This is a genomic window from Aeromonas sp. 2692-1 (assembly GCF_013085505.1).
GTDB lineage: Bacteria > Pseudomonadota > Gammaproteobacteria > Enterobacterales > Aeromonadaceae > Aeromonas > Aeromonas hydrophila.
Map to the genome: position 1 here is coordinate 4,502,246 of NZ_CP038513.1, position 18,882 is coordinate 4,521,127.

An 18,882-nucleotide genomic window follows, 5' to 3' on the forward strand; every position below is an offset into this window, starting at 1 on the left:
ATGCGCATGCCGACTATTCTGAAAATCCTGCTGGGCAACAAGAAGGCCGCCTGCGGCCTCTTCATCGTGGTCAGCTTCGTGCTGATGGCGCTGTTCGCCCCGCTGCTGGCCAGTTACGAGCCGACCAAGCGGGTCTCCCGCCCGCACCAGCCGCCCAGTACCGAGTACGTGATGGGCACCACCCGCATGGGTCACGACATCTGGGCCCAGTTCACCAACGGCGCCCGCATCTCCCTGATGGTGGGGTTCGGTGCCGGCATTCTGGTGTGCGCTCTCGCCATCACGGTCGGCATCACCGCCGGCTACTTCGGCGGCGTCATAGACGAGTGCCTCACCTTCCTGATGAACGTGGTGCTGGTGATCCCCAACCTCCCCTTGCTACTGGTGCTGGCAAGCTTTATCGGGGAGGCGTCACCGACGGTGATCGCGCTCATCATAGGCTTTACCTCCTGGGCCTATGGCGCTCGCGTCATCCGGGCCCAGACTCTGGCGCTGCGCGAAAAAGAGTTCGTCATCGCCGCCGAGGTGCTGGGCGAGCCGGCTTGGCGCATCATCCTGGTGGAAATTCTGCCGAACCTCATCTCCATCATCGGGGTGAGCTTCATCGGCTCCATCATCTACGCCATCGTTACCGAGGCGACCCTGGAGTTCCTGGGCCTGGGCGACCCCACCGTAGTGAGCTGGGGCATCATGCTCTACAACGCCCAGACCTCCAGCGCCATCCTGGTCGGCGCCTGGTGGGAGATCCTGGCCCCCTGCTTCGCCATCGCAACGCTCGGTGCCGGCCTGGCCCTGCTCAACTTCGCCATCGATGAAATCGCCAACCCGCAGCTGCGCTCCCACAAGGGGCTCAATCGCTGGAAGAAACTCGCCGCCCCCGTCACCACGCCGGTGCCGGCCGTACAGGAGAAGACAGCATGAGATCGCAACAACCCCTGCTGTCGGTACGCAACCTCTGCGTCGACTACATCACCGAGAACGGCGACGTGCGCGCCGTCAACTCGGTCAGCTTCGACATCGCCCCCGGTGAAGTGTTCGGCCTGGCCGGCGAGTCGGGCTGCGGCAAGTCCACCGTCGCCTTCTCGGTGGCGCGGCTGCACAAGCCGCCAGCCTACATCAGCGGCGGCGAGATCCTGTTCAAGGGGGAGAACATACTCCACTACGGCGACGAACGGCTGCGATCCTACCGCTGGCAGCAGGTATCCGTGGTGTTCCAGTCCGCCATGAATGCGCTCAACCCCGTGCTGCGCATGGAGGAGCAGTTCTGCGACGTGCTGCTGGCCCACAACCCGGGGCTGACCCGCTACGAGGCGATCAAGCGCGCCCAGGAGCTGCTCGCCATCGTCGACATCCACCCGAGCCGGCTCAAGGACTACCCGCACCAGTTCTCCGGCGGCATGCGCCAGCGGCTGGTGATCGCCATCGCCATGGCGCTCAACCCTGAGCTGCTCATCATGGACGAGCCGACCACGGCGCTCGACGTGGTGGTGCAGCGGGAGATCCTGCAGAAGGTCTATGCGCTCAAAGAGAAGTTCAACTTCTCCATTCTGTTCATCACCCACGACCTCTCCTTGATGGTCGAGTTCTGCGATCGCATCGGCATCATGTATGCCGGTGAACTGGTGGAGGTGGCGCCGGCCAAGGCAATCCTGACCGCGCCGCTGCACCCCTATACCAAGGGGCTTGGCAACTCCTTCCCGCCCCTGCACGGGCCCAAGACGGTGCTGGAAGGGATCCCGGGCACCCCGCTCAACCTGCTGGAGGTGCCGGTGGGCTGCCGCTTTCAGGCCCGCTGCGCCAGGGTGCACGAGCGCTGCCGCCAGCAGTACACCAAACTGGCCGAGATCCGCCCCGGCCAACAAACCGCCTGCCACCTCTATGAGGCGCAGGATGAGCAACAAGATCCCCTGATCTATCTGGACAAGGCCGCTGGCTGTTAAGGATGTCTGTCATGCAAATCGCCCAAACCGACGCCCCCATCATCGAAGTCCAGCACCTCTACAAGGACTTCCCCGTCAACTCCAACGCCATCAAGAGCGGCAAGATGCGGGCCCTCTCGGACATCACCTTCAACCTGCACCGGGGCCGCGCCCTGGCGGTGGTGGGGGAGTCCGGCTCCGGCAAGAGCACCATCGCCAAGATCATCGCCAAGATGTACAAGCTCTCCGGCGGCCGCATCCTCTATCGCGGCCGCGACCTCGAGGAGTTCAACAAGGGCACCGCCCTGCTCGACTACCGCCAGAGCGTGCAGATGGTGTGGCAGGATCCGTTCGGTTCGCTGAACCCGACCCATACCATCTACCACCACATCGCCCGCCCCCTGCTGCTGCACAGCAAGGTGATCGACAAGAAAGATCTGCCCGACATGGTCTATGGCCTGCTGGAGAAGGTGGGGCTCACCCCCGCCAAGGCCACCGCAGCCAAGTACCCGCACCAGCTCTCCGGCGGCCAGCGCCAGCGGGTCAACATCGCCCGCAACCTGGCGGTGGAGGCCGAAGTGGTGCTGGCGGACGAGCCCACTTCCATGCTCGACGTCTCCATTCGCATCGGCATCCTCAACCTGATGGAGCAGATGAAGGATGAGCTCGGGGTCTCCATGCTCTACATCACCCACGACATCGCCACCGCCCGCTACGTGGCCGAAGATCTGGCGGTGATGTACGTGGGCCACATGGTGGAGTGGGGCGAGGTGGACGAGATCCTGCACCACCCCCAGCACCCCTACACCCAGCTGCTCATCTCGGCGGTACCCGACCCCGAGAAGAGCATCCACGCAGAGCTGGAGGGGGGCCGCAAGGGGGAGATCCCGCTCTGGACGCCGGAGTCCTGCGGCTGCCCCTTTGCCGGGCGCTGCAATCAGGCGATGCCCCGCTGCAAGGAGACCCTGCCCCCCGTCAGCAAGCTCGCCGACAACCACTTCGTGCGCTGCTACCTCTACCAATGACAGACCGGCCGGACACGGCGTCTGACCACGCCTCGCAACGGGGCCGTCAGGGCCCCGCAATGTGCCTCGCCACGCCAGGCGAGCCACAGGAGTAAGACGTTGATGGAACTCTTGATCAATCAGGTGGGTTACCAGTGCGACGGGGAGAAGATCGCCCTGTTGCAGAGCGACACCGACCTCGATATCCGCGGCCACCTCAGGCTGCTGCGCCAGGATGACGAGCGCATCCTGCTGGAAGTCCCGCTGCAGCCGGCCGGCCAGGTCGAGGGCTGGCAGGGGCGCCACTACTGGCGCGCCGACTTCTCCGCCGTCAAAGAGCCCGGCCACTACCGGCTGGAGGCCCTCATCCAGACGGGCGCCAAGGAGCGCATCGTGCACACCGCCCCCTTCACCATCGGCCAGGATCTGCTGGCCAGCCGCTGCCTCTCCGACGTCATTCACTACTTCAAGGGGCAGCGCGCCAGCGGCGCCTTCGATCGGGCCGACCGCAGCGCCCGCCTGTTTGGCAGCGACCAGCGTAAAGACGTGCACGGCGGCTGGTATGACGCCAGCGGGGATGTGAGCAAGTACCTGAGCCACCTCTCCTACGCCAACTACCTCAACCCCCAGCAGACCCCCATGGTGATCTGGGCCCTGCTCAAGTGCCGGGAGCTCTTGGCCCCGCGCCAGGACATCGACGGGGTCAACCTCTGCAAACGGCTCAACGACGAGGCGCTGCACGGCGCGGATTTTCTCTGCCGGATGCAGGATCAGTCGGGCTTCTTCTACATGACCCTGTTCGACAAGTGGAGCAAGGATCCCGCCCAGCGCGAGCTGTGCGCCTACGCCACCCAACAGGGGATCAAATCAGCCAGCTGGCAGGCCGGTTTTCGACAAGGGGGCGGCATGGCCATCGCGGCGCTGGCCCGCGCCGCCCGCGAGAGCGTCAGCGGCGACTTTGATGCCAGCCGTTACGCCGAGGCGGCCCGCCGCGGCTACCTGCATCTGCGTGAGCACAACCTCGCCTATCTGGATGACGGGGTCGAGAACATCATCGACGACTACTGCGCCCTGCTGGCCGCCATCGAACTGACCCGCACCTTGGGCCCCGAATGGCTGGCAGAGGCCAGAGTGCGAGCCGACAAGCTGTGCGCCCGCCAGCGCCCTCATCCTGATCTCGGTCACTACTGGTCGGCCAACGAGGATGGCTCACGCCCCTACTACCACGCCGCCGAGGCGGGCCTGCCGGTGCTGGCGCTGCTGGAGTATCTCGCCATCGAGCCGGACCCGGCGCGCCAGGGGACGGCCCAGCGCGTCATCGAGCAGACGCTGGCCGCCGAGCTGGCGCTTTGCGCCCGCCCCGGCAACCCCTTCACCCTCGCCCGCCAGTATGTGAAGGGGGTCGATGAGACGCCCCGGGTGAGCTTTTTCATGCCCCATCACAACGAGTCGGGTTACTGGTGGCAGGGGGAGAACGCTCGTCTCGCGTCGCTGGCCGCCATGGCGTTTGCCGCCGCTGCCCAGCTGCCGCGTCAGCGCAAGCCGCTGCTCACCTTCGGCCAGCACCAGCTCGACTGGATCCTGGGGCAGAATCCCTTCAATGCCTGCATGCTGGCGGGCCATGGCAGCAACAACCCCGCCTACACCGCCGGTTATCCCAACGCGCTGGGGGGGATCTGCAACGGCATCACCGCCGGCTTCGATGACGAGGCGGAGATCGCATTCATTCCAGCGGCGTACAAGGATCGGCTGGATCAGAACTGGCGCTGGGGCGAGCAGTGGATCCCGCATGCAGCCTGGTTTGCTCTGGCCATCACTTGGCAGAATGCGCAGGGAAATGGAGGTCGACATGATTGAGTACTGGGTCGGGGTCGATGGCGGCGGCACCCACACCCGTGCCCGCATTCGGGATCGGGCCGGCAAGCTGCTCGGCGAGGGGCGCGCCGCCGGCTCCAATCTGGAGCTCGGCATCGCGCTCGCCCACGGCAACGTGCTGGCCGCCATCGAGCAGGCCCGTATCGAGGCCGGCCTGGCTGAGGATGCCCAGCAATGGATGGGGATCGGGCTGGCGCTCGCCTCCGCCGAGCTGGCCGACTGCTATCACGCCATGCTGACCATGCCCTTCCCCTTTGCGAGCGTGCGGCTCACCTCCGACGCCTTCGGTGCCTGCCTGGGCGCTTTTGGCGGTGAAGAGGGGGCCATCCTCATCGCCGGCACCGGCTCGGCCGGGCTCATCTATCGCCACGGCCAGCTGCACACCTGCTCCGGCCGCGGTTTTCCCATCTCGGATCTGGGTAGCGGCGCCTGGCTGGGGCTGCGCGCCATCCAGCAATCCCTGCTCTGCCACGACGGCATCCTGCCCCCCAGCACGCTGGCCATCCGCTTGCTCGATCACTTCAAGCGGGATCAGGCCGAGGTGGTGCGCTGGGCCGCCCACGCCATTCCCGCCGACTACGGCCGCTTCGCCCCCTGGGTGTTCGATGCCGCCAGCGACGGCGACGAGCTCGCCTGCCAGCTGCTGGATGAGACCTGCCAGCAGCTGGCCACCCTGCTGGAGGGGATGCGCCAGCTGGGTGCCGACCGGATAGCGCTGCTCGGCGGCATCGGCATGCGCCTCGCCCCCCGCCTGGCGCACCTGCCGCTGGTCAGTCCCGCTGCCGACGCGCTGGAGGGGGCCATCCTGTTTGCCCGATCGGAGGCCTACCCGTGTCTGCATCCCTGAATCTGTCCCCATCCACCCCACCCCAAAGTGCGGGCCTGACCCCGGTCTGCCCGCTGCGGGGGTGCCCATGTCAGCCCTGCGGCTCCCGGCCGGGGTTGACCAATACCACAAGGACGCTGTCTGGCTGTTCGTCCCCTTCACTCCATCAGAGGAATTTTCATGTCTGCACCCCTGATCCACACCCAGGTCGACCGACGCGACGGCGATGACGTCTGGTTTCGTTTCAGCCTGAGCCAGCTGCCGGATGCCCCCTGGAAACTCCACTTCTGCCTGGCCCGCCACATCGACCCCGGCTCGGTAGAGGGGGGGGAGCTGGAGCGCCAGAGCGGCAGCTACAAGGTCTTGATCCCGCAAACGGGGGCCAGCGAGCTGTGCTTCTGCTGTCGCAACACCCCCATCAAGCGCCTCTCCGACATGCCGCGCGGCTTCTTTCTGAGCCTGCCCCAGGCCAGCGGCGGCCCCCAGCTGATGCCGGTGGCGCTGACCGGCGAGGAGCTGGGCCTGCCGCAATCCGCCGCTGCGGCGCCGGATCTGCCCGAGGTGGAGCCCCTCGCCGGCATCGTGCCCCAGCCGGATCGGCTGTTGCTGCTAGAGGGCAACTTCCGGCTGGCGGAGCGCGCCCACGTCAGCGGCCCGAGCCCCCTGCTCGGCCCGCTGCTGGCCCACTTCAACGAACTGACCGGGCTCGCGCTGGCGCAGGATCACGACGCCGAGATCCGGCTGGTTGAAAGCGGGCTGGGCCCGGAGGCCTACCGGCTGACCATCACCCCGGAGGAGATAGTGATTGCCGCCAGCGGCGAGGCAGGCTGGCGCCACGGCCTCGTCAGCCTGGCCCAGTGGTATCTGCAGCACGGCGAGAGCTTGCCCTGCATCGAGCTCAGCGATGCACCGCGCTTCGGTTTTCGCGGCATTTTTCTCGACTGTGCCCGCCACTTTCACTCCCTCGCCACCCTCAAGCGCCTGCTCAAGCTGATGAGCCTCTACAAGTTCAACCGCTTCCACTGGCACCTGACCGATGACGAGGGGTGGCGACTCGAGATCAAGGCCTTCCCCCAGCTGACCGAGCTGGCCGCCTGGCGCGGCCACGCCCTGCCGGTGGGGCCCCAGCTGAGCGGTGGCCCCGAGCCCTACGGCGGCTACTACACCCAGAGCGAGGTGCGCGAGCTGGTGGCCTACGGCGCCGGGCTCGGCATCACCATCATTCCGGAAATAGACATCCCGGGTCACTGCCACGCCGCCATCAAGGCGCTGCCCGAGCTGCTGGTGGAGGAGGCCGACCGCTCCCGCTACCTGTCGGTGCAATATTTTGACGACAACGTGCTCAACCCGGCGCTGCCCGGCACCTACCGCTTCCTGGAAGCCGTGATGGACGAGGTGTGCGAACTGTTCCCGGGGCCGCTGGTGCACATGGGGGGGACGAGGTACCCGCCGGGGTCTGGACCGACAGCCCCGCCTGCCAGCAGCTGATGAAGCAGCAGGGGTATCAGGATTGCCGCGAGCTGCAGGGCCACCTGCTGCGCCACTGCCAGCAGTACCTGGCCGGCAAGGGCAAGCGGATGCTGGGTTGGGAGGAGATATTGCACGGCGACAAGGTGAGCCGGGACGCCACCATCTTCGCCTGGACCAGCTTCCAGGCCGGACTCGATGCGGCGACGGCGGGCTATCCGGTGGTGATGGCACCGGCCCAGCACCTCTATCTGGATCTCGCCTGGAGCCAGGACATCCATGAACCCGGCCTCTACTGGGCGGGCACCCTCAATCTGGCGCAGGTCTACGCATGTGACCCGGCCCCAGCCGATTTCCATGCCAACGATAACATCCTGGGGGTGCTGAGCCCCTTATGGTCGGAGCTGATCACCTCTCGCGATCGCCTCGACTATATGTTGTTCCCGCGCATGCTGGCGACCGCCGAGGTGGCCTGGAGCGACCCCGCCCGCAAGGCGTGGGAGCACTTCGCCGCCCGTCTGCCGGGCCAGCTGCAGATCCTCGACCAGCTTCAGGTGCGTTACCGGGTACCACAGAGGTAGTGTTATCTTTTTTCCTTGGCGGCCCGATGGCCGCCTTTTTTTTACGATTCGCCAACAAAACATCAACTTGCCCCTACCATTCATCCGCCATTGTTGGCAAAATTCAGCCCCCTATGAAGCCGGTCTGCCGCCTGCTGGCGCGAGCCTGCAGCCACCTCCAGATCTGCCACAATAACAACGACAAAGTTATCAACAAGAACATCGGAGCGTATTCCTATGGCCCGCAGAGACGTCCATACCCTGGACAGCGAAGTGGAGTTTCCTGCCGACGAACAACTGGTTTCCACCACGGATCTGCGCGGGGTGATCACCTACGCCAACCCCGCCTTCTGCCGCATCGCCGGCTACCCCGTCGAGGAGCTGGTCGGCCACAATCACAACCTGGTACGCCACCCCGACATGCCCAAGGCCGCCTTCGCCGATCTCTGGGCCCGCCTCAAGGAGGGCAAACCCTGGCGCGGCATGGTGAAGAACCGCTGCAAGGATGGCCGCTACTACTGGGTCGATGCCTATGTGACCCCCATCTACGAGGGCAACCGGATCAGCGGCTACCAGTCGGTACGCTGCAAGCCGGATCCCCAGCTCAAGCGCATCGCCAGCCAGACCTACCAGGCCCTGCTCAAGGCGGAGCGCGGCACCAGCAGCCGCCTCCCCTCCCTCGCCCGCGCCCGTCTGCCGCTGCTCGCGCTGTTGCTGCTCGGCCTGCTGGGCTGGGCCGCCAGCAGTCAGGGCCCGATGGCCGCCCTGCTGATGCTGCTGCCCCTGCTGCTCATCGGCGGCGCCTACTGGCGCGAGCTCTTCGCCCTGCCGCTCTATCTGCAGCAGCTGGGCCGCGAATACGACAGTCTGACCCGGCTGGTCTACTCCGGTGACGGCCCCGGCGCCATCGCCGATTTTCACATCAAGATGCTGCAGGCCCGCATCCGCACCGTGCTGGGTCGGGTCAACGATGCGACCAATCCCTTGCAGACCCTGGCTACCAACCTGAAACAGGCCTCCCATCAGGCCTGCCTCGACATCAACGAGCAGGATGCCCAGACCCAGCAGATGGCCGCCGCCATGACCCAGATGGCCAGCACGGCCCACGAGATTGCCCGCAACATCCAGGACTCCAACGGCCAGGTCAGCGAGGCCCGCAGCCGCTGCCAGCACACGGACAAGCAGCTGGCCCAGACCGAGCAGCGTATCGAGCAACTCGCCAGACAGGCGGAGCAGGCCTTCCACTCGGCGGTGGAGCTGGCCAGCGAGTCGGAGCGGATCGGCAGCGTGATGGGGGAGATCCAGGGCATCGCCGACCAGACCAACCTGCTGGCGCTCAACGCCGCCATCGAGGCGGCCCGGGCCGGCGAGCAGGGGCGCGGCTTTGCGGTGGTGGCCGACGAGGTGCGTACCCTGTCGACCCGCACCCACAAGGCGACCGAGCAGATCCAGGGCAGCATCCAGCAGATCCAGCACACCCTGGGCCGCTGGAAGGGGATGATGCAGGAGAACCTGCAGCAGACCCGCGAATGCGCCGAGATGACCCGCCAGGGTTCCAGCAGCCTGCATACCGTGCTGCAGGAGATCGAGCTGGTCACCGAGTTCTCCACCCAGATCGCCGCCGCCGCCGAGCAGCAGCAGACGGTGGTGGAGGACATCAGCCGCAGCATCAACCAGATCTCCGAGTACTCCCACGCCAACAGCCAGAAGATGCAGGAGGTCGACGACTCCAGTCAGGAGCTGCTGGAGCGGGCCAAGCAGCTCAAAGGGCTCAGCCAGACCTTCGGCTAACCCATTTGCCAGCCACCCGACAGAAGCGCCACAATGGCGCTTCTGTCGTTATTGACGAGTGATCCGGATGAGAATGGAATCGACCCCTGCCCCGCTGAACAAGGTTGCCCACATCGAGGCGATCCTTGCCCTGATCCCGGCCGGTCGCGTGGTGAGTTACGGCCAGGTGGCCGATCTGGCAGGGTTGCCCGGTCGGGCCAGGCTGGTGGGCAAGGTACTGCGGGAGACCGACAAGGTGCTGCCCTGGCACCGGGTACTGGGCGCGGCGGGCACCATTTCACTGCCCAAGGGGTCGGCAGGCTTTGACAGACAGGCGGGATTGCTGCAGGAAGAGGGGGTGCCCGTGATTGGCGGGCGGGTCAGGATGCGGGAGTGGCAGTGGCAGCCCGACCTCGCCGAGCTGCTGTTTCTCCTGCCCTTTTGACGATGGCGGCCCGCCTCACCGGGTGATGGGGGCCAGGATCTCGTCGCTGCGCACCTGCACCGGGATGGTTTCGTACTCCCGCTGCAACAGCACCAGCAGACTCTGCTTGTCTACTTCCAGCACATAGGCGGTTCCTTCCCGGGTCAGACAGGTCATTCCCGGCCGGATCTCGTTAATCTCCATCACAACCTCCGTGTCCAGCGCTGCCATCCTTGCAGCGGTTTCAGTATACCGCCATCCGAAAACAAAAAGGCCCCTGCAAGGGGCCTCTTTCATCAGAGTGTGAACTGCGCGCAATCACGCCTTCTTCGACTTGGCCAGGCTCTCCTGCCACTTGCCGTTGTCGTAGTGCGCCGTCCAGCCGGTCGCCTTGCCGTTGACCTCGGTCATCACGTACTGCTCCTTGGTCTTGCGACTGAAGCGCACGATGGCGGGGTTTCCGTCAGGATCTGACGCCGGGGCATCGGCCAGATACTGGTGCTTGGGCGACAGACGCTCCTTGAAGCGCTTGAGCTCTTCCACCAGTGGCGCACGAGTCTCGCGGGATTTCGGGAAGTTGCTGGCAGCCAGGAACAGGCCGGCCGCCCCGTCACGCAGCACGAAGTGGGCGTCGGACTGGGTGCACTTGAGCTCCGGCAGCGGGACCGGGTCTTCCTTCGGCGGCGCGATATCACCGTTTTTCAGGATCTTGCGGGTGTTCTTGCAGGTGTCGTTGGTGCAACCCATGTACTTGCCGAAGCGGCCGTTCTTGAGCTGCATCTCGGAGCCGCAGCGGTCACACTCGATGCTCGGCCCTTCGTAGCCCTTGAGCTTGAACTGGCCTTTTTCGATTTCGTAGCCATCGCAATCCGGGTTGCGACCACAGACGTGCAGCTTGCGGCTGTCGTCGATGATGTAGGCATCCATGGCGGTGCCACAAATGGTGCAGCGGTGCTTGGCACGCAGCGCCTCGGTCTCGGCCTCTTCACCGTCGGTGGCAGAAACGAACTCGTCGGCGGAGACCAGGTTGATGGTCTTCTTGCAGCGCTCTTTGGGCGGCAGGGCGTAGCCGGAACAGCCGAGGAACACCCCGGTGGTGGCGGTACGGATGCCCATCTTGCGGCCGCAATCCGGGCAGTCGATGTCGGTCAGCACCATCTGGTTGGCACGCATGCCCCCCTCTTCCGGCGCCTTGTCCGCTTTCTCCAGCTCCTGGGTGAACTCGGCGTAGAAGGCGTCCAGCACTTTCTTCCACTCCAGGCTCCCTTCGGCGATGCCATCGAGCTTGTCTTCCATCTTGGCGGTGAACTCGTAGTTCATCAGCTCGACGAAGTTCTCGACCAGACGGTCGGTGACGATCTCACCCATCTTCTCGGCGAAGAAACGACGGCTCTCGACCCGCACATAGCCACGATCGACGATGGTGGAGATGATGGAAGCGTAGGTAGACGGACGGCCGATGCCGCGCTTCTCCAGCTCGCGTACCAGCGCCGCTTCGGTGAAGCGGGCGGGCGGCTTGGTGAAGTGCTGGCGCGGATCCAGCTTGACGAGTTTGAGGATCTCGCCGACGGTCACCGCCGGCAACTGGCTGTCTTCGCCCTTGCGGCCCATGGGCGGCAGCGCCTTGGTCCAACCGGCGAAGCGCAGGGTGCGACCGCGCGCCTTGAGCTCGAACTCGCCCGCCTTGACGGTCAGGGTGGAGGAGTCGTACTGGGCCGGCGTCATCTGACAGGCGACAAACTGACGCCAGATGAGGTCATAGAGCCGCATGGCGTCCGGCTCCATCCCTTCCAGCATCTCGGCGGTCACCAGCACGCTGGAGGGACGGATCGCCTCGTGGGCCTCTTGGGCATTGGCCTTGGCACCGTACAGGTTTGGATCGCTCGGCAGGTAGGCGGCGCCATACTGCTCGCCGATGTATTCCCGCACCGCCTCGACCGCCTCTTTGCTGAGGTTGGTGGAGTCGGTACGCATATAGGTGATGTAACCCGCTTCATAGAGACGCTGGGCCATCATCATGGTCTTCTTGACCCCGAAGCTCAGCCGGGTGGAGGCCGCCTGCTGCAGGGTAGAAGTGATGAAGGGGGCGGACGGCTTGGAGCCGGTCGGCTTGTCTTCCCGGTTCACCACCTTGTAGTCGACCCCTTCCAGGGCGGCCACGGCGGCGAAGGTCTCGGCCTGGGTCACCGGCTTGAAGTCGGCACCGTTGCGGCTGACCACTTCCATCCGCAGATCGCTCTTCTCGGCGGTCAGCAGATCGGCGTTGAGATCCCAGAACTCGACCGGCACGAACGCCTTGATCTCGCGCTCTTTATCGACGATGAGACGCACCGCGACGGACTGTACCCGACCGGCGGAGAGGCCGCGGGCCAGCTTCTTCCACAGCAGCGGGGAGACCATGTAGCCCACCACCCGGTCGAGGAAACGACGGGCCTGCTGGGCATTGACGCGGTGAATGTTCAGCTCGGATGGCTGGGCAAACGCCTCCTGGATGGCGGTCTTGGTGATCTCGTTGAACACCACGCGCTTGTAGCGGCTGTCGTCGCCGCCGATGATCTCGCGCAGGTGCCAGGCGATCGCTTCTCCCTCTCTATCCAAGTCGGTTGCGAGATAGATGGTGTCGGCCTTCTCGGCCAGACTCTGCAACTCGCTGACCACTTTTTCCTTGCCGGGCAAAATCTGGTAGTTGGCCTGCCAGCCTGCGGTCGGATTGATCCCCATCCGTGAGAACAGGGCATTGCGATCCTTGGCAGCCTTCTCTGCTTCGCTCAGCTTGATGCCGCGAATGACAGGTTTTTTGGGCTCGTTGCTGGCGCTGCCGCTGGTGGGCAGATCGCGCACGTGACCGACGCTGGATTTCACCACGTAGTCCTTGCCCAAATATTTGTTGATGGTCTTGGCCTTGGCCGGAGACTCCACTATGACCAGTGATTTGCCCATGCTGTAACTATTATCCTCATTGCACCCGACGGGGTTGGTGTGCGGTTTTGTGGGGCTGTATAAGAGATTTGACGGGAAAAAGCAATCTTGTGAGCAAATTTGCCCGGCAGCCCGAACCACTTTGTTTCTTTATTTATTAATGCGAAGCCGAGCCGCGGGAAGCAACCGCTTTTTTATTTTTATGCTATATCCACCCTCTTTTTATATTTGAAACGACATAACCAACCGCTCTTGTAACATAACAAACCAGTTTCGTTATCAGCTTGTTACAAAAGACAAAATCTCCTTATAATGGCTGCATCCCGCAGCATTGTGCGCGGAAGGAACCGCTACCCATATAAAAATCGAAAGGATGTACTCAATGAAGCACTTCGAGGTCAACTTCGACGGCCTGGTCGGCCCGACTCACAACTATGCCGGCTTGTCCTATGGCAACGTCGCCTCCCAGAACAATGCCAAGGAGGCGTCCAATCCGAAGGAGGCGGCCAAGCAGGGTCTGCGCAAGATGAAGGCACTGACCGAGCTCGGCATGACCCAGGGAGTGCTGGCCCCGCAGGAGCGACCGGATCTCGCCACCCTGCGCCGCCTGGGCTTCACCGGCAACGATGCCAGCGTGCTGGCCCAGGCCGCCAAGCAGGCACCCGCCGTGCTGGCCGCCTGCTATTCGGCCTCCAGCATGTGGACCGCCAACGCCGCCACCGTCTCCCCGAGTGCCGATACCCAGGATGGCCGCATCCACTTCACCCCCGCCAACCTGACCAACAAGTTTCACCGCTCCCTCGAACCCGAGGTGACCGGCCGCATCCTGCGCGCCGTGTTCAACAACGACCGCCACTTCTATCACCACCAGCACTTGCCGGAGAACGACCACTTCGGTGACGAAGGGGCCGCCAACCACACCCGGCTGTGCCGTGCCTATGGCGAATCCGGGGTCGAGTTGTTCGTCTATGGCCGCAGCGCCTTCGACGTCTCCCAGCCCGCCCCCAAACGCTACCCGGCCCGCCAGACCCTGGAAGCGAGCCAGGCCATCGCCCGCCTGCACGGCCTGGGGGATGAGAGCGCGGTGTTCATCCAGCAGAACCCGGACGTCATCGATCAGGGGGTGTTCCACAACGACGTGATCGCGGTGGGCAACCAGAACGTGCTGTTCTTCCACCAGCAGGCGTTCCTCAACACCGCCTCGGCGCTGGCCGAGGTGCGCACCAAGTTCGGCGACGGCGAGCTGCACTTTATCGAGGTGCCGACTGCCGAGGTGTCGGTGCAGGATGCGGTGAAGTCCTATCTGTTCAACACCCAGATCCTCACCCTGCCTTCCGGCGAGATGGCGATCATCGCCCCCACCGAATGTCGCGACAACCCGGCGGTATCGGCCTATCTGGCCAAGCTGGTGACCCTGGGGACCCCGATCAAGGGGGTGCACTACATGGATGTTAAGCAGAGCATGCGCAACGGCGGCGGCCCCGCCTGTCTGCGGCTGAGAGTGGCGATGAACGACACCGAGCTCGCCGCGGTCAACCCGGCCTGCCTCATCAGCGACAGCCAGTTTGCCCGCCTCGATGGCTGGGTCGATCGTCACTACCGCGACAGCCTGGCACTGGACGACCTGCGGGATCCGGCGCTGGTCATGGAGTCCCGCACCGCGCTGGACGAGCTGACCCAGATCCTCAAACTCGGCTCCGTCTACCCGTTCCAGCGCTGAGACGCACCATCGGCCTGCAGCGCCGATGCAATGAAAAAGCCGGGCAAGTGCCCGGCTTTTTTTATTGGGTTTTACGTTGCCGTGACTCAGCGCCAGGGGCTCTGCTGCCACAGCCGACCAAGACCGGACTCCAGCGCCACGGCGGCCTGCTGGCCGAGCTTCTGGGTCAGGCTTTTTGGCTTGCTGTAGCGAATGCCGACCACCTTGTGCTGGCTGGCCTGGGCCAGCAGATAGTCATCGCTGGTGCAGAGGCTGTCCACCAGCCCGAGCTGCTTGGCCTGGCTCGCCAGCCAGTGTTCGCCGGTAGTGACGCTGGCGATGTCGAGGTTGGGTCTGTGCTCGGCCACGAATGCCTTGAAGCGCTCGTGGATGGCGCCCAGCTCTTCGCGAAACTTCTCGCGCCCCTGCTCGTCGTTCTCGCCGAACATGGTGATGGTGCGCTTGTACTGACCGGCGGTGTGCATCTCGAACTCGATGTCGTGCTTTTTGAGCAGCTTGTTGAAGTTCGGCAGCTGGGCGATCACCCCGATGGAGCCGACGATGGCGAACGGCGCCGCCAGGATCTGATCCGCCACGCACGCCATCATGTAGCCGCCGCTCGCTGCCACCTTGTCGATGGCCACCGTCAGCTTGATGTCACGATCCCGCAGCCGCTGCAGCTGGGAGGCAGCTAGGCCGTAGCCGTGCACCACGCCGCCGCCGGATTCGAGCCGCAGCAGCACTTCGTCCCCCGGCTGGGCCACCCCTATCACGGCGCTCACCTCTTCACGCAAGGAGGCCACCTCCTTGGCATCCATGCTGCCGTGAAAATCGATGACGAACAGCCGGCTGCGCGCATCTTCGCTCTTGGCCCGCACCTTGTGCTCGGCCTTGCGCGCCTTCTCCAGCTGCTTGCGCTCCGCCTTGCCGGCCAGCGCAGCCTGCAACTGGTGACGTCCCTGCTCCAGCTCGCTGGAGAGATCGGTCACCACCAGCTCCCCCTTGCGGGATTTGGGCTGACGGCTGCTCACCACCATCAGGATGACGGCGCCGATGGCGAGCAGTAGGGTGAGGGTCTTGGCCAGGAACAGGCCGTATTCGGTCAAAAATGCCACTTGATGCTCCACTGGTGTGCCCCGGGGGGACGATTTTTTCACATTCTAGGGAGTTTGCCCGGTGTGCGCAAAAACTCTGCGTCAACCCGTCAAAAATGCCAATCGACAATCACAACCCCTCTGATTTATTCACATTTTTGCCATCTCATACTGGTCAAACGCCGTGCGGGATCAGTACACTTGCCCCTCTATTTGCCGCGCGCATCTGCCACGAATTGTTAACAGGAGTTGTCATGTTCAACTATCAGGCCCCCGGGATCTGCTCAAGGACAAGGTCATTCTGGTCACGGGTGCCGGTGACGGCATCGGCCGCGAAGCGGCGCTCACCTATGCGGCCCACGGCGCCACCGTGATCCTGCTCGGCCGCACCAGCGCCAAGCTGGAGGCGGTCTACGACCAGATCGAGGCCGCCGGCCACCCGCTGCCCGCCATCGTGCCGGTGGATCTGAAAGGGGCGACCAAGAGCCACTACCTTGGCATGGCCGAGACCTTCGCCCAGCAGTTCGGCCGCCTCGACGGCGTGCTGTTCAACGCCGGCCTGCTCGGCACCCTGTCACCGTTCGAACACATCCAGGAGCAGGAGTGGGACGAGGTGATGCAGGTCAACGTCAAATCGGAATTCCTGCTGACCCAGGCGCTGCTGCCGCTCATCCGTCAGACCGCCAAGGAGCAGGGCGATGCCTCCATCGTCTACACCTCCTCCAGTGTGGGCCGCAAGGGCCGCGCCTACTGGGGTACCTATGCCATCTCCAAGTTCGCCATCGAAGGGATGATGGAAGTGCTGGCGGACGAACTTGAAAATACCGGCGTGCGGGTCAACACCCTCAACCCGGGCGGCACCCGCACCAAGATGCGGGCCAGCGCCTTCCCGGCCGAAGATCCGATGAACCTCAAGACCCCCGCCGACCTGATGCCGCTCTATCTCTATCTGATGGGCGCGGACAGCCGGGGCAAAACCGGCCAGACCTTTGTGGCCCAGCCCAAATAAATCAACAAAATAACCGCAACCCTGCGCCGCATGGGGTTACATTCAATAGGGTGCCGTCGGCACCCTGTTGCAACATCCGCTCCCTTATCAGGTTGAGATATGTTTCGTCCCAAGAGCACGTTTGAGCAATGGCGGATCTTTCAGGCCGTGGTGGACTGTGGCGGCTACGCCCAGGCCGCCGAGGCGCTGAACAAGAGCCAATCCTCTCTCAATCATGCGGTAGCCAAGCTGCAGCAGAGTCTGGGTGTGGCTCTGCTGGAGGTGAGAGGGCGCAAGGCGGTATTGACGCCGGCGGGGGAGATCTTCCTCAAGCGGGCCCGTCAGCTCAGCCAGCAGGTGGAAGAGCTGGAGAACCTGGCCAACAACCTGGAGCGGCAGTGGGAGCCGCAGATCAACCTCTATGTGTCGGTACTGCAACCGCGCGAGCGACTCTATCGGGCGCTGGCCCACTTCTATCCCCGCAGCCGGGGTTGCCGGGTCAATCTGCACGAGCGCATCCACTGCCACTTCAACGCCCTGCAGGTGGGGGATCTGATGCTCTCCGAGCATCTGCCTCACGATCGCACCGGCCTGCCGCTGGACGAGGTGTGCCTGCTGCCGCTCTGCTCGGCCGAGCACCCGCTCGCCACCCAGGGCGGCGCCATCGCCGCCGAGGAGCTGGCCAGCCACAACCAGATCAGCCTGCATCCCCCCATTCACCGCTCGGTGGACTGGAACGACGCGGACGACACCGGCTGGAAGGCAACCCACTACCACGAGGTGATCGCCATGCTCAAGCTCGGCCTCGGCTACGCCTGGCTGCCGCGCCACCTGGTGCAGGAAGAGCTGACAAGCGGCTCCCTGGTACCGCTGGATCTGGCGAGCGGCAACGAGCGCCATCTCTATACCTATCTGCTGACTCCGTCGGCCGATGCGCTGGGCCCGGCCACCGAGCTGCTGCTGCGCTGCCTGCGCAACGAATACCAGAACGACAACGACCGCTAGAGCGCCTCCCCGCCGCCATCAGACATTGAGGCGGGGCCGACCGGCTCGCCCGCTCAACCCCTCCAGTTTCAGACGTTCGGCACCCGCCAGCAGGCGGCCAATGCCAGTAGCGCCAGGCCCATGGCCACCATGAAGACCCCGTGGAAACTCCAGATCTCCGCCACAGTCCCCGCTATCGCCCCCGCCATGATGGAGCCGGTGCGGATGCTGTTGGCGAACAGGGTGGTCGCCACCCCGGCGCGACCCGGCATCAGGTCCTGGAAATAGGACATGCCGATGCCGGCGACGATGCCGATGAAGATGGCGTTGAGCAGTTGCAGCGCAATCAGGGCATGCTGGCTCGACAGGGTCACCAGCCCCACGTAGAAGCCGACCCCGGCCAGCACAGCCAGCAGCATCATGGGGCGCTTGCCAAAACGCTGGGTGTAGTGGCCCGCCAGCAGCATGAAGGGGATCTCGAGGGCCGCCGCCGTGCCCATCAGCACCCCGGCCAGCTTCTCCTCCAGCCCCAGTTCGCGGGTAATGTAGAGCGGCATGTTGATGAGGTACATGCTGTTGCAGGTCCACATCAGGGTGGAGGCGATGAAGAGCGCCCGCACCGACGGATCCCGCCAGCTGCTGACCCGCTCCACCTCGCTATCCATCACCGGCAGCGGCAACGAGGGCAGCCAGCGCCACACCACGAAGGCGCAGAGCAGATAGGCCACTGCGGAAGCGAGGTACATCACCTCGAAGCCATAACCGATGGCCAGCGCAAAGGCGATGGGCGGCCCGATCACCCAGGCCAGCGAGAACTGGGCCCGCAGCACCGAGCTGAACATGTCGGCCCGCTTGTTGCGGCTGTCGGCGTATTCCCGCGCCAGCGCGAACAGCTGGGGGCTGGCGGTCGCCGCCAGGCTTGCCAGCAACACCCCCAGGCTCACCAGCAGCCAGTACTGCCGGTTCCAGGCAAACAGCAGGGAGAGCACCACGCCGGCGAAGCAGCAGCGCAGGATCAGCCGCTTGCGATCCCCCTTGTTGTCGGAGCGATGGCCGAGCCACTGGCTGATCAGGATGCCGATCACCGCGTTGACGGTATAGAAGAGCCCCACCAGGAAGGGACGCACCTGCACCTCCTCGGCCAGGAACAGGCTCAAGGTGGGCACCTGCAGTGCCACCGCCACCCCGGTCATAAAGGTCACGGCCAGAAAAGAGAGAGAGACGGGGTCCGTCCTGTTGCGAGCGGCGGTCAGCAAGCGCATAGAATTACCACTGATTGGAGGGAAGAAAACTGGCCAAAATTCGGCAAGTGCATGAAATGGCGTCGCTTATTTTATGTCATTATCAAGAGCC

At 64.4% G+C, this 18,882-nt stretch carries 14 protein-coding genes and 1 pseudogene; 11 read left to right on the forward strand and 4 right to left on the reverse strand.

Annotated elements, in window-relative coordinates; genetic code table 11:
• From E5E97_RS20880 to E5E97_RS20915, 8 genes and pseudogenes are all read left to right on the forward strand, one after another.
• The gene (locus tag E5E97_RS20880; protein ID WP_016351557.1) at positions 1-921 is read left to right on the forward strand and encodes an ABC transporter permease; all 921 of its coding nucleotides are present in this window, start codon (positions 1-3) and stop codon (positions 919-921) included.
• Entirely contained in the window at positions 918-1,940 is a 1,023-nt protein-coding gene (locus E5E97_RS20885; protein ID WP_011706885.1) for an ABC transporter ATP-binding protein, read from the forward strand. The genes E5E97_RS20880 and E5E97_RS20885 overlap by 4 nt, the downstream gene beginning before the upstream one ends.
• Before the next feature lie 11 nt (positions 1,941-1,951).
• Positions 1,952-2,944, forward strand: a complete 993-nt coding sequence (locus tag E5E97_RS20890; protein ID WP_016351558.1) for an ABC transporter ATP-binding protein — start codon at positions 1,952-1,954, stop codon at positions 2,942-2,944.
• Positions 2,945-3,046: 102 nt separating this feature from the next.
• Positions 3,047-4,780 (forward strand): glycoside hydrolase family 9 protein, encoded by a 1,734-nt coding sequence (locus E5E97_RS20895; RefSeq protein ID WP_171280981.1) that lies wholly within the window; start codon positions 3,047-3,049, stop codon positions 4,778-4,780.
• On the forward strand, positions 4,773-5,645 hold the full coding sequence (locus E5E97_RS20900) for a BadF/BadG/BcrA/BcrD ATPase family protein (protein ID WP_171280982.1): 873 nt from the start codon (positions 4,773-4,775) through the stop codon (positions 5,643-5,645). Before E5E97_RS20895 ends, E5E97_RS20900 begins: the two co-directional genes overlap by 8 nt.
• Before the next feature lie 159 nt (positions 5,646-5,804).
• A pseudogene (locus E5E97_RS20905) lies at positions 5,805-7,672 on the forward strand (beta-N-acetylhexosaminidase).
• Positions 7,673-7,888: 216 nt separating this feature from the next.
• On the forward strand, positions 7,889-9,442 hold the full coding sequence (locus E5E97_RS20910; RefSeq protein ID WP_171280983.1) for a PAS domain-containing methyl-accepting chemotaxis protein: 1,554 nt from the start codon (positions 7,889-7,891) through the stop codon (positions 9,440-9,442).
• 67 nt (positions 9,443-9,509) lie between these two features.
• On the forward strand, positions 9,510-9,866 hold the full coding sequence (locus E5E97_RS20915; protein WP_171280984.1) for an MGMT family protein: 357 nt from the start codon (positions 9,510-9,512) through the stop codon (positions 9,864-9,866).
• A 15-nt stretch (positions 9,867-9,881) separates the two neighbouring features.
• On the opposite strand, the gene E5E97_RS20920 is transcribed toward E5E97_RS20915, so the two are convergent.
• A complete protein-coding gene (locus tag E5E97_RS20920; RefSeq protein WP_005303277.1) occupies positions 9,882-10,049 on the reverse strand; it encodes a hypothetical protein in 168 nt (55 codons plus the stop codon).
• 114 nt (positions 10,050-10,163) lie between these two features.
• A complete protein-coding gene (gene topA, locus E5E97_RS20925) occupies positions 10,164-12,785 on the reverse strand; it encodes a type I DNA topoisomerase (protein WP_171280985.1) in 2,622 nt (873 codons plus the stop codon).
• A 361-nt stretch (positions 12,786-13,146) separates the two neighbouring features.
• On the opposite strand from topA, the gene astB reads away from it, so the two are divergent.
• Positions 13,147-14,484: an N-succinylarginine dihydrolase gene (gene astB, locus E5E97_RS20930; protein WP_049047435.1), complete on the forward strand. Its 1,338-nt coding sequence runs from the start codon at positions 13,147-13,149 to the stop codon at positions 14,482-14,484.
• An 86-nt stretch (positions 14,485-14,570) separates the two neighbouring features.
• Here astB and sohB read toward each other — a convergent pair whose 3' ends face one another.
• Positions 14,571-15,578 carry a protease SohB gene (gene sohB / locus E5E97_RS20935; RefSeq protein WP_171280986.1) on the reverse strand — a complete coding sequence of 336 codons (1,008 nt, stop codon included), beginning with the start codon at positions 15,576-15,578 and terminating at the stop codon, positions 14,571-14,573.
• A gap of 214 nt (positions 15,579-15,792) precedes the next feature.
• Between sohB and E5E97_RS20940 the strand changes: the two genes are divergently transcribed.
• Positions 15,793-16,566 (forward strand): YciK family oxidoreductase, encoded by a 774-nt coding sequence (locus E5E97_RS20940; protein WP_171281254.1) that lies wholly within the window; start codon positions 15,793-15,795, stop codon positions 16,564-16,566.
• A 99-nt stretch (positions 16,567-16,665) separates the two neighbouring features.
• Complete coding sequence (locus E5E97_RS20945) at positions 16,666-17,550, forward strand: LysR family transcriptional regulator (RefSeq protein ID WP_171280987.1); 885 nt, start codon at positions 16,666-16,668, stop codon at positions 17,548-17,550.
• A 68-nt stretch (positions 17,551-17,618) separates the two neighbouring features.
• Here the strand turns inward: E5E97_RS20945 and E5E97_RS20950 are convergent, their stop codons facing one another.
• On the reverse strand, positions 17,619-18,791 hold the full coding sequence (locus tag E5E97_RS20950) for an MFS transporter (RefSeq protein ID WP_005303290.1): 1,173 nt from the start codon (positions 18,789-18,791) through the stop codon (positions 17,619-17,621).
• Between the last annotated feature and the right edge of the window lie 91 nt (positions 18,792-18,882).

Excerpts from the sequence above, each read along its gene's own strand:
- E5E97_RS20920 (WP_005303277.1), bottom strand. The coding sequence starts at position 10,049 with ATGGAGATTAACGAGATCCGGCCGGGAATGACCTGTCTGACCCGGGAA.
- E5E97_RS20945 (WP_171280987.1), top strand. The coding sequence starts at position 16,666 with ATGTTTCGTCCCAAGAGCACGTTTGAGCAATGGCGGATCTTTCAGGCC.
- E5E97_RS20885 (WP_011706885.1), top strand. The coding sequence starts at position 918 with ATGAGATCGCAACAACCCCTGCTGTCGGTACGCAACCTCTGCGTCGAC.
- E5E97_RS20910 (WP_171280983.1), top strand. The coding sequence starts at position 7,889 with ATGGCCCGCAGAGACGTCCATACCCTGGACAGCGAAGTGGAGTTTCCT.
- E5E97_RS20950 (WP_005303290.1), bottom strand. The coding sequence starts at position 18,791 with ATGCGCTTGCTGACCGCCGCTCGCAACAGGACGGACCCCGTCTCTCTC.
- E5E97_RS20880 (WP_016351557.1), top strand. The coding sequence starts at position 1 with ATGCGCATGCCGACTATTCTGAAAATCCTGCTGGGCAACAAGAAGGCC.
- E5E97_RS20895 (WP_171280981.1), top strand. The coding sequence starts at position 3,047 with ATGGAACTCTTGATCAATCAGGTGGGTTACCAGTGCGACGGGGAGAAG.
- astB (WP_049047435.1), top strand. The coding sequence starts at position 13,147 with ATGAAGCACTTCGAGGTCAACTTCGACGGCCTGGTCGGCCCGACTCAC.
- E5E97_RS20900 (WP_171280982.1), top strand. The coding sequence starts at position 4,773 with ATGATTGAGTACTGGGTCGGGGTCGATGGCGGCGGCACCCACACCCGT.
- E5E97_RS20915 (WP_171280984.1), top strand. The coding sequence starts at position 9,510 with ATGAGAATGGAATCGACCCCTGCCCCGCTGAACAAGGTTGCCCACATC.
- E5E97_RS20890 (WP_016351558.1), top strand. The coding sequence starts at position 1,952 with ATGCAAATCGCCCAAACCGACGCCCCCATCATCGAAGTCCAGCACCTC.
- topA (WP_171280985.1), bottom strand. The coding sequence starts at position 12,785 with ATGGGCAAATCACTGGTCATAGTGGAGTCTCCGGCCAAGGCCAAGACC.